The 7,472-nt window shown below is 54.3% G+C and carries 8 protein-coding genes; 4 read left to right on the plus strand and 4 right to left on the minus strand.

Annotated elements, in window-relative coordinates:
- Positions 1 to 36: 36 nt before the first annotated feature.
- Both CRD18_RS10870 and CRD18_RS10875 read right to left on the minus strand, forming a co-directional pair.
- Entirely contained in the window at positions 37 to 951 is a 915-nt protein-coding gene (locus tag CRD18_RS10870) for a hypothetical protein (RefSeq protein ID WP_187406772.1), read from the minus strand.
- Between the two features lie 122 nt (positions 952 to 1,073).
- Positions 1,074 to 2,753 carry a hypothetical protein gene (locus CRD18_RS10875; protein ID WP_187406773.1) on the minus strand — a complete coding sequence of 560 codons (1,680 nt, stop codon included), beginning with the start codon at positions 2,751 to 2,753 and terminating at the stop codon, positions 1,074 to 1,076.
- Between the two features lie 162 nt (positions 2,754 to 2,915).
- Here CRD18_RS10875 and CRD18_RS10880 point away from each other — a divergent pair, with 162 nt between their 5' ends.
- Positions 2,916 to 4,190 (plus strand): AAA family ATPase, encoded by a 1,275-nt coding sequence (locus tag CRD18_RS10880; RefSeq protein WP_187406774.1) that lies wholly within the window; start codon positions 2,916 to 2,918, stop codon positions 4,188 to 4,190.
- 111 nt (positions 4,191 to 4,301) lie between these two features.
- Here the strand turns inward: CRD18_RS10880 and CRD18_RS10885 are convergent, their stop codons facing one another.
- The gene (locus tag CRD18_RS10885) at positions 4,302 to 4,694 is read right to left on the minus strand and encodes an antitoxin HicB (protein WP_187406775.1); all 393 of its coding nucleotides are present in this window, start codon (positions 4,692 to 4,694) and stop codon (positions 4,302 to 4,304) included.
- Positions 4,691 to 4,906: a type II toxin-antitoxin system HicA family toxin gene (locus CRD18_RS10890; protein ID WP_147739850.1), complete on the minus strand. Its 216-nt coding sequence runs from the start codon at positions 4,904 to 4,906 to the stop codon at positions 4,691 to 4,693. Before CRD18_RS10890 ends, CRD18_RS10885 begins: the two co-directional genes overlap by 4 nt.
- A gap of 727 nt (positions 4,907 to 5,633) precedes the next feature.
- Here CRD18_RS10890 and CRD18_RS11240 point away from each other — a divergent pair.
- The 3 genes from CRD18_RS11240 to CRD18_RS10905 form a co-directional block, all read left to right on the plus strand.
- Positions 5,634 to 5,834 carry a DUF2599 domain-containing protein gene (locus CRD18_RS11240; RefSeq protein ID WP_370551066.1) on the plus strand — a complete coding sequence of 67 codons (201 nt, stop codon included), beginning with the start codon at positions 5,634 to 5,636 and terminating at the stop codon, positions 5,832 to 5,834.
- A 19-nt stretch (positions 5,835 to 5,853) separates the two neighbouring features.
- Positions 5,854 to 6,078 (plus strand): hypothetical protein, encoded by a 225-nt coding sequence (locus CRD18_RS10900; protein WP_147739852.1) that lies wholly within the window; start codon positions 5,854 to 5,856, stop codon positions 6,076 to 6,078.
- 693 nt (positions 6,079 to 6,771) lie between these two features.
- On the plus strand, positions 6,772 to 7,472 hold a 701-nt coding region (locus tag CRD18_RS10905; RefSeq protein ID WP_187406777.1), incomplete at its 3' end, for a hypothetical protein.

Below are 7,472 nucleotides of genomic sequence, written 5' to 3' on the forward strand. Positions count from 1 at the left end.
ATGTGGTGTGGCGTGGTGATGGTGTTTCATGCGTGTTTAGTGCTCGCCAAATGCAGCCAGGTTTGCTGCGTATCGCTGGCGAACAGTCTCGTCGTAGCTATCTCGGTACAGAGCATCTACGGGCGTGACCGGCCTAATTGTGCTGGCAATGGCCCCTAGCGCGTCAAGGTCTTCGAGGAGGTTGTCGGCACTGTCTACTCTGATGTGGCGGGCGTTGAGATCTGAGACATTATCCGAGTATTTCCGCCCTTCGATAACGAGTGTCGCTTCGAAGTACACCGTGGGAACGGTGGTGTACGGGTAGTAGTCCCCATCATTGACTACAAGGGGAACATTGGCACGCCACACTCCACGGTTTCCGGTGAATAGCTCGCCATTGGGGTTGGCGAACAGCATTTCATCCACGATTCCTACCGGCGCCGATGCGATGCTCGTTGCGGCACGGTCGAGTACTTCACGCTCACGGTCAGAAAGTTCATCCCAACTGCCGTCTTTCTTTGCTGCGTCGTTGATAATGGCCTGTGCCACCAGGCGAGCCTGGTGAGCGAAATCGGATCGCAAGTACGTCAGTTCGGCATTAATGCGGTCGGACTCGTCTAGCAAAACCAGTCGGCGCTTGTCCTTCTCCGCATCGTCGAGGTCGTTGTATTCCCGCTGGATGGCGTACAGGCGAGCCAGGCGCTCTTGGTAGTCCGGGCCGCAGACTGCCGCGAGAACATCCTCCGCGTAGTCGGCGTAGACGCGGATATGGTCAGGCAACACTCGATCAAAGGAAACATCGAATACTGGTGGTCGAGTCGAACAGACCACTGGGATTGTCCGCCCGTGTGCTGTACCCACTGCATGAATGTGCCCGTCATGGGTAATCAGCGGGGGAATATGCCCGGTGTCTGGGTGAATAGTTCGGTATTCGATTGGGTCATGCGCAATATGGAACGAAGCACTGTCCATAGCAAGCAGACACCTCCTGTCGATGCGAATTATCAGCTGTGAAGCATGGTGTTTGCAGAAGATGGTAAACAATGCCCGCTTACCGACGATTGCTTCACAATCAGGAAGTGCCGTCGTTGGTTTTATTGCTCTGCCAGGGCGTTGATGACTTCGCTGAGCATCGCCGTGTCGAGATCGTCAGGTGAACTGCAGTTGATGACTTTCCCGTGGCTAATGGGAAATTCTCGGCCAAAAACCCCGAGTTTAACTGCAATACAGCGCACACCGTCGTTTTCTAGTCGCTGCATTTGTTCATCAATTATTTCCATGTCCCCCTCAGGTAGGGCGCCATCTGTGAAGACAATGAGCACCCGCGCTCCGCTGGATTCGAGAAGCCGGGCCGCTGCGGCAGCTCGGGCGACGCTGGCGGGCCCGTGGCTGGACTGGCTTCCAGGGTCGGTGACTACGGGCACTTGCCGAGGCGTCGTGTCCGGCCGGATGGTTTCGAATGATTCTCCGCCAAATCCCCAGCACGAGACTGTGCCCCCGATGGTGGCCACTGCGTGCGATAGCGCCCATGTTGACGATTCGAGGTTCTTGCGGAACATGCGTGTGGTTGCCGACGAATCGAACACGACGGCACAGGATAGTCCTGGCTGGTCAACGGTTTTGCGTGATGGCTTTCGCCACGGTGTTGCCGTCATTTCTACTCCCGCGGCTCGTTGTGCGGCGGCTTGCACTAGTTGGCGTGTATCGAGACGCCCGGAAGGAATGGAGCTGGCATTAGTGGTGTTGCGGGGGGTGCGATAGCGAGCCTTTTTCAGCGCGAGAGTAAGTCTGTGGCTGAGGTTCTTCTCTGCCTGGTTTGCGTCCCGGTATGTGATGTATCGGTTGATCGGAAGACCGGCGGAGGAGGTGGACCGCTCGGATGTCACGTCCCCTGTTGGGTCAAGAAGCTGAGCCCACTCCTGCATTGTGGTTGCCGCCGGCTTCCGTCCGCGTTTTTTCGCCACAGGAGGAAAAAGGGTGCGCAAGGCTCGCATATCCTCGGTCGCATTCCACTTGCACCGATAACCCACCAGAGCAAGCTCCTCTTTCAGTTCGGAAAGCAGCACATCATCCTCGATACGCTGGGCCAGTTCCACCCACCGGCGACCACATTCCACCAGTATGTCGCCTCGGGCATCCGGTGCCGTCAGCACGTCATCCCACAGCTTCTCGATGGCCGCGAAGTCATCGCCCCAGATTTTTTCTAGGAGCTGCGGGATCTGTCCTACATGACGGTCATCCACAAGGCCTGCCTTAAAACGCAACCCGACCCCCATCGTGGTCGCGCACAACACCTCCCCGTAGTGCGGAGCGAAGCTATGCAGGTCATGCCCATACCAGCTGGTAAACAAGGGTCGTGCCATTGGTGCGAAACGCGCGTACTCCGCTTCAGCTCGTACCTGGTCACAAAACACTGCCGCCTCGTATGCGTCCGAGTCTTCAGCATCCCGCAGGGACGTATCGGTGCGCCACGGAGAAAACCGCAATGGTGCCAGCGCGGCAAACAAAGCGCCAAACATCATCGGTTGGCGAATCTGCGTGGCCGTATCGGTCACTGCACCATGCGGCGCCTCGGCGTGCCGCTCAACGAGCAGCCGAGGATCAATGTTGATGGTGCGGTGTCGAACTGTCACCGCGTCAGGGGATAGTGGTGATGAGGAAAAAGATACCTGGCGGTCAACACCGAACTGGCTACGCACTGTTGCCGACAGCGACGGGGCAATGATTCTTTCCCAGCTCGGATGAATTGGGGCTTGGGCACGAGTGGCGGTCATCGCAAAAGGCTCCTTGGGTGCAATGGTGTTTTCTTGCTCCGTATCGTCGCACACCACCTGTTTCTCTTGGCCTTTTTCACTCCCCCGGCGAAAGCGGTCACATGACTTAATGAGGTCTGTACGTTGGTCGTAGAAAATCCACCACTAGAAAGCGACAGCACCATGCATCACGTTTTTGGATACGGGTTCATCCCTTCCTCTGATGTCTTCGACACTACTTCCGTTTCCCACTGCAACTTTATGACCGACCGTGGCTACCACATCTGGGGAAGCCTTGATGACGTCAACTGCGAGTTCTACCGACTCTCCGAGGACTCCTCCCATCGACTCCGCACCCTGCAGCGCATCGCCGACGAGATCCACGAAGAGTCCGACAACGATCAGCGTCAGCATGGCCTGTCGTACCTGCACACCGTGGCTTTCCCAATGGATGACCTCGAAGGTGACAGCCCAGAAAACCTAATGCAGCGTTTCCTGCGCATCCTCGACGAAACAGGCGGAAACTCGGCCGATGTCGCGACCTACATCCGCAGCCTGGAACTCAGCATGGCCACCCCAGGCGAGCAGGAAGCCGCCCTGGAGGAAACAGCACCCCAGCCACAGTCGGCGACGGAAACGTCAGATGAGCCCGTTTTCAACGACGAATACCAGCCCCGCTACATCGGCGAGCTTCGTGACGTCGATCTGATCCGACGTGCCCATGTCAACAACATGACCGTGCTACTCCAGGGGCCTCCGGGAACCGGCAAGACAACACTATGCAACGCTGCCCTCCATGAGCCTATTACCGTCAACTGCCACGATGGCATGACTATCTCCGACCTTGTTGGCCAATGGAAACCTGTGCCAGGGTCTCCTGGCGACTTCCAGTGGCACGACGGGCCGCTGGTTACTGCAATGGAAACCGGCACCGCCCTTATCCTCGATGACTTCCCCTGGGCTTCCAACACTGTGCAATCCGCCCTTTTGCCGGTACTCGACTATCGACGAGAAATCACCGTCGTTGACCGTCCCGAAAACCAAACGATTAAGGCAGCTCAAGGCTTCTCTGTCATCATCACTGCTAACCCGAACACAGGTATCGGCATTATTGAGCCCATTGCCGACCGCATTGACGTGACGCTCGATGTGCCAACTGACCTGGCGACCGCTTCTGCGCTAGGAGCTCACCCGGATTTCCTGGCTGTTGCTTACCGGCTGGAGTACGACATGGAGCAGCGTCGCCTCGATGGAGGCATTGGCTGGACTCCCTCCATCCGCTCACTGCTGTCAGCTACGAAGAAAGCAAAGGTTTTCGGCCTTCCAATTGCAGCTGCAGCTTTCCTGGCGGAATGCCCTATTGCCGATGTGGATTATCGAACCTTCGTCCGTGACCTCCTGGAGGCGCAGACCCGTTTGGAGATTACCGATGGCCTGGTATCTCAGGCGCGCGATTAGGGAAAAGTCGGATCATTGATGTTGCTCTGCGTCTCCAGGCGCATGTCCACATTGGACAGTGCCGGCCCCACACCACCGACTTGGACTCAACAAGGAAGAGTGGCAGATCTGTCAGGAGTGGGTTTTCTGCGCTGGGGCAAGCAGTTGGTAAACCCTGCCTTTGCTGACCTCTAGTAGCACTGCTGCATCAGCAGCCGGAATGTTCCTAGATTTCAGGCTGTGAGCTGCTTTACGGAGCTGTGCTGCAGCACGCTCCTGCTGGCGAGCGGCTTCAAGCGTTTCTTTGCGAGCGATTGCAATATCGTCTTGCAGTCCCCCGAGGTCAACCGTGAGATCGATGTCAATATCGCTATGGTCGATTGCTGGCTCAATGGTGTCGAGGTAGTCGCGTACCTGTTGTTCGGCGTCTTTGAGGTGAGTGACGCTGGTTGCGTTATCTTCGTCCAGGATTAGATCCCACCCTTTCTCCCATCTTTCAGCGGTGACGTGGATTGTGGTGCTCATTTCTCCTCCTTTTTCAGGCGCTCTACGTTGGCTATTGCTTTGAGGGCATTGCGGGTTACTGCGGGGGATATTTCGCGGGTTTGCGTGATAACAACAGGGCGTTGCAGCAAGGTGTGTGTCCACACCTCGTGGTCGCCTTTTCCTTCCCTTGATGTAAATCCTGCTCTGGTCAGCTTTCTCACTAGGTCGCGCCGTTTCATTGGCTTAGTCATAAGCATAGTATAGCCCCCCTATATCATCAATGTATAGAGGGGCTATACTTTTTTGGAGATTCGGGGGGGTGGACACTGCCGAAAAACAGGAAAACACCCGACCCAGAAACGTCAACACCAACACAAACTGCAGGAATAGCACCCCTCATACCTCCAGCCTGAGCAGGGAACTAACAAGGTCATCCTTCGACTAAATAGCAACGAGCACCTAGCAACACCCCAACACATAACGCACCACGTATTAACGCCCTAAAAGGATGGTCCAGCATTGCCCCGGCCCACCGATCTACTCCAGCAACTACGCACGGACCTGGCAGGCCAACCTCGCCACAGCGGAACCCCCGCTAACTTTTTTGACATCACCACACGACCGCAGACGCCCTATGCCGAACACAGGCATAGGGCAACACATCTCCCCCGATAGACACCCCCTATTGAACCCGCGGGCGGGTGGGGATATCGTGCAACTTAAGTCATATATATAACTATATGACTTACTCCGGAAACCAAGTCAGCCCGACACGGGCTCCAAGCCCCAAGGAGACCAAAAATGAAGATACCCCGCAGATTAGCGGTTGCAGCTATGGCAATCACAATGTCTGTGACACTAGCGGCTCCTGCGTACGCTGCTACCACAAACTACTTCCCGAGGATTGATATTACGCACACCCCGCAAGGTGACCGCGTTCATGTTTACCATCATGGTGGCGATACATATCCGGGAATGATGGCAAGTTCAAATCGCCTTCATGAGCGCATGTGGAATGAGTACAAGCAAAAGACGCCTCCTCATCTGCACACTAACAGTATGAAAAATCAGCTTTCGTGCCATGTTGCAAACATAGGCGCAAAAAATCCTTGGAACCTCGAAAGCTGGCGGCCAGATGTCGGCTATGCTGCGACAGTGAGGGCACTTTGTAACCCATAAGTAGGAAAGGCAGTACACAATGGCTAAGTTCGTCGCGCTATTCATTGGCACTCTACTAGCGGGAGCTGCCCTCATTTTCTTTGGCAATAGCTATATGTCGGCTTCAGTAAACGAGGCAGATTTAACCGGTTTGACCGCAGAAAATGGGCTCATTGCCTTTCTTTTAATAGCGTCTGGGATAGTCGCAATCATAGTCTCTGTAATGTACTTTCCTGGAAAAATATTGAAAGAAAGGCGCAATTAAAGTTCGACATCGACAGTCCGCGCCTCCTCATGACAAGAGGAGGCGCGGACTCTCCACTCCTCTGCATCAGCAGCCGGCAAACCCCATGTTCCGACTCCAGATTTTTCATACCAGGGGTATTTTCCTCCGAAGCTACCGATTTAGAGAAGTGCTGCCAGCTCTAAGATGACGTGCGACTTCTGCCTTCGATATACCTTCCCTATTCCACCGCCATACCTGTTTAGTTGGACCAGAATCTAAAACGGGAACACGCCTATTCAATCCCTTCGGCTTATCCCCCAAAAATAAGCACCTACTCAAACTCTGCAATGCTACCGAACAACCCCAGTATCAAACAGGAGACCAGCGAGGGATTCTTCGACTAGGCCTACCTCTCTTTAAAAGGAACACCACGGCCGACAAGGTCATCAATGCCGCAATCAGCTGACCCCTGTGAACAAAACACAGCGTTTTCTCTAGGTCTGAGCGTTTGCGCGTAATCAGCTAGTTCTATCGGGGAAAAATTCGATAGACTACTGCACTTTTAGTTCAACAATCTGACGAGCAGGGTCCCCTCCCCGCGGAACCACTTGCGCATACCCAACTTTTGCCCCCGAAAACCGGCAAATGTTCCAGTCAGACATACCTAGAAAAACTATCGTCGTATTGCCGTAAACTCTATTTAGTTCTGCGTCATCTGGCAATATAGGAAAAATGAAGAGCTCTAACAGGAGAAAAATTATTAGTGCCTTGGGCACAGCCCGCATTGCCCCGTATTTGGCGGCGGCGGGCGGGAATGAAAAGAAAGCTCTTTCTCTTTACCGTTGGAGTGTTGAGTTAGCTGCGTCTACTCAGGAGATGTTGGGCTTGACAGAAGTGTTTCTTCGCAATGCTATTGATGCGCAGCTGCAGATATGGAACAACACGGAGAAGGGATACCAGACAAGTTGGTTGCTTCACGACCCTGCCAGCCCTTTACGTAGCTTAACGGAAGGCAAGAGAAAATCGGCTTTAAACCTTGCTACAAAATCAGCCCGGCGTCGCCCAGCTAACCATTTTCGACACGGGCAGCAGGTTACACATGATGACGTTCTTGCTCACACAATGTTTGGCATGTGGAAGGATATTTTACCGAATCATGCACCTGACGCTGATCCACTCAAGACCGAGAATAGGAACCGCATGACATTGTGGACGGGCGCGGTGATAAATGCTTTTCCGCACATAGAGGACTTGAATGGGGAGAAGACATATTGGCGGGTCGCTCATTTGCATGAGCTGCGGAATCGAGTCTCTCATATGGATAGCGTGTTGAACGTGGATGTACTCGATATTGTTAACGATGCGTTCGAGCTGGTGGGCAGTATTGATCCCGATTTGGCTATTTGGCTAACTGGCACTAGTACGGTTCATGC

Source organism: Corynebacterium sp. LK31 (assembly GCF_014335015.1).
GTDB classification, from domain to species: Bacteria; Actinomycetota; Actinomycetes; order Mycobacteriales; family Mycobacteriaceae; genus Corynebacterium; species Corynebacterium jeikeium_D.